The following is a 2,896-nucleotide window of genomic DNA, read 5'->3' as shown; positions in this document are numbered from 1 at the left end:
GATGTACAGCTTCATTAGCAAATCTCATTATGCTTCGTTTCGATGAGTGGGTGCCCCATCTGCGTTGCTGAGGTCGGGGAACGAACAGCCACTTAAAATTGCACCTCCCAAACCCCACTCGAAACAGGGTTTCGAAACATTGAAAGCCAGTGATAGGGATGAACGTTACAGAATGGCCGCCTTTGAAAAAGGGAAAGCCTGGCGTAACAGATTCATTCCGGTGATTGCCTGCCTGCAGCAGGCAGGCAATCACCTTTTTCAATAAGGTTTTTGCGTCCTTTTTCGAAAAAGGATGTGCCGGCCCGGCATAAGGGCAATTAAGCTTTAATCTGCTCTAGCCGCAGGGGCTCATACTTTCTTATCTTGATATAAGAAAGTACGCAAAGAACATCAAGACTACAGCACTCGCCTACCCACTAACATTTCGTTTCAGGGAAGATTTAAAGACTGACAATACGTGCTCCAAATCTTCCTTTCTTTCACTCAATGAGTGGGTCCCATGCTGCGTTGCTGAGGTCGGGGAGCGAACAGCCACTAATAATTGCACCTCCCAAACCCCACTCGAAATAAGATTTCGAAGCAGTCGCTCGTCAGGGTGAGTTGATAAGAAGTCGAAATGGCCGCCTTTGAAAAAGGATGTGTCTGCTCTGTAGTTCAAAACGCACTGACCGCATTATCCTTTCGCAATCCCACTGATGCTTTCAGGCAATAAATCTGAACCACTCATCCCCCTTCACCAAGGAGAAATGCAATTGGTATAACCGGATAAAGCGGCAAAGCACCTTTTATCTGCAGAGCAACAATGGCTGCCTAAACTCAAACAGTGCCTGTCTAAAGTGAAGTAATGGCCACTTACATTGAAGCAAACAGTTTTTAAACTTAAACATTGCCACCTTACATTCAATCATTTGCCATTGTGAGTGAAGAAACTACGGCTTACATTCAAACAATCCTAATCTACATTGAAGCAATTGACATATACACTCAAACAATGACGTCTTACATTCAAACAATGGGCATTTACAGTGAATAATACTCATCTTACAGTAAAACATAGCCTGTTAACATTGGAGCGGACTCATCTTACAGTAAAACATACTAGGTAAGCAAGCACAAATACCATTTTAACACTGGGGTACAGTTCATTAACTACAGCACTCACTCATCTGCTTGTTGAGACCAGGCCTTCTGCATTGAAACATACTGAGCTATCATTGGCGCTTACTCATCAGGCGGCAGCGTTAATTGATTCAACTGAAGTACATGATGCATAAACACTTACATTATTAATCAAATAATTTTGCCGGTTAACCATGTATTTCAGGTTGTTCGTCATAGAGTTGCACAAAATACATGTTACGTTTTTCCATTTCTGCTATTAACTAATAGAAGGGTTGATTACCTCACACCAGGCAGACCCGATTATTTATTAATTAAATACTAACCTATGGACGCAAGACAAAACAATAAAATGTCGATGTATATAGCTACCATGCGCGTGCTGCGTAGCCAAGAAGCGACCTTGAACACTGTGCCGGCACTGGCTGATGGCATCACCCAGTTTGATGCCCTGGTGCAAGCCATTGATGCTGCGCATCGGATACAGATGACTTATTCGTCGGCCAACAGTAAAATGAAAATTAAAGAAGAAGATGAGATGATACAGGCCACCGTGCAAGTGGCGGCGGCCCTGTATGTATATGCTCACGATAACAAGCTGCCCGGCCTGAAATCGCAGGTGGGTATTACGCCTTCGTCGCTGAAGCGTATGACGGATAAGGAGCTGAAAAATGCCTGCCAGCTGGTGCTTGAACTGGCTGAAACATATGTGGGTGACCTGGCCGACTATGGCGTGATGCCCGAAGTGGTGGCGACGCTTAAAAAGGAGGTTGAGGACTATGCGGCACTGATAGCCACGCCACGTAACGAAATAGTGACCCGCTCGCAAGCCACTGCCCGCCTGAAGGAGCTGTTTGACGAAGCCGATGAGCTGCTGAAAAACAAGCTGGATAAGCTGATGGTGCTGATGGAAGTGCAGCAGCCGGCCATCTATAAAACCTACTTGGCGGCCCGCGTAATTGTGGACCTCAAAAGCAGTAAAACTACTGAAGAGGAAACGGCCACTACCGAAGCCTGATAAAACCTCCTCCCCTTTGGGTGTGGAAAGGGGAGTGTTTTACTGTTAATAACTTATCACTGTGCAATAATCATGTTGTTAATTATTATTGTAGTTTTAATGGGTATATAAAAGGGATATAAAGCATAATACTGTCTATCCCTTAGTTGGGGTGTATTGAAAAATGAAACGCATAACGAAATATAAACTTGAGGTTTACCATAAATATGATGGAGATTCAGACGGATTATCTAGGATTGGATTACCTAGTGAAAAAGAGCTATTTGAAAACAATGACTGGAATCTGATAGATGAGTTGTACCAAAGTATATCATTAATTTCAAAAGGTATGACTTCATCAGACTTTGCTAGTAAGACATTAAATGAACTAAAAGCATTGTCTGACAAAGAATCATATTACTTAATGACAAGAATATTAAATGAAGAATAATATAACTATCCAGATGACTTCTGATGAAGCAATTGTTCTATATGAGTTTTTGTGCAGATTCAACAATCAAAAGGAAACGACTGATTTACAAGACCAATCTGAACAAAGAGCGCTATGGGATATTGAAACAATTCTAGAGAAACAGCTCATTGATACATTTAAATCTGATTATCTGGCAATTGTTGAACAGGCAAGGAACAAAATAAGAGATAAAGACTAAAAAACAACACACCCCAACACGCCGCCATAGCGCATAGCAGGGCTCAGCTCACTTTGGGTGGGCAGATTCCCGCCTCGATAGTCTCGTCCTCTCGGACGGACAATCTCAA

General features: G+C 42.7%; 3 protein-coding genes. All 3 read left to right on the top strand.

Annotated elements, in window-relative coordinates:
* The first annotated feature begins 1,447 nt into the window (after positions 1–1,447).
* The 3 genes from KEM09_RS21680 to KEM09_RS21670 all read left to right on the top strand — a co-directional run bounded on the left by KEM09_RS21680 (position 1,448) and on the right by KEM09_RS21670 (position 2,787).
* Positions 1,448–2,137 (top strand): hypothetical protein, encoded by a 690-nt coding sequence (locus tag KEM09_RS21680; protein WP_212232029.1) that lies wholly within the window; start codon positions 1,448–1,450, stop codon positions 2,135–2,137.
* Positions 2,138–2,300: 163 nt separating this feature from the next.
* Positions 2,301–2,567 (top strand): hypothetical protein, encoded by a 267-nt coding sequence (locus tag KEM09_RS21675; RefSeq protein ID WP_212232027.1) that lies wholly within the window; start codon positions 2,301–2,303, stop codon positions 2,565–2,567.
* Positions 2,557–2,787, top strand: coding sequence for a hypothetical protein (locus KEM09_RS21670; protein ID WP_212232025.1), 231 nt, complete (start codon positions 2,557–2,559; stop codon positions 2,785–2,787). The genes KEM09_RS21675 and KEM09_RS21670 overlap by 11 nt, the downstream gene beginning before the upstream one ends.
* The last annotated feature ends 109 nt before the right edge of the window (positions 2,788–2,896 follow it).

Origin of the sequence: Carboxylicivirga mesophila (assembly GCF_018271975.1) — a bacterium.
Classification (GTDB): Bacteria; Bacteroidota; Bacteroidia; order Bacteroidales; family Marinilabiliaceae; genus Carboxylicivirga; species Carboxylicivirga mesophila.
The sequence above is the reverse complement of the archived record's forward strand: the minus strand, read 5'-3'. Positions and strand labels throughout refer to the sequence as shown.

What these genes read in the sequence shown, in the direction of transcription:
- KEM09_RS21680 (WP_212232029.1), top strand. Translation starts at nt 1,448, where the DNA reads ATGGACGCAAGACAAAACAATAAAATGTCGATGTATATAGCTACCATG.
- KEM09_RS21675 (WP_212232027.1), top strand. Translation starts at nt 2,301, where the DNA reads ATGAAACGCATAACGAAATATAAACTTGAGGTTTACCATAAATATGAT.
- KEM09_RS21670 (WP_212232025.1), top strand. Translation starts at nt 2,557, where the DNA reads ATGAAGAATAATATAACTATCCAGATGACTTCTGATGAAGCAATTGTT.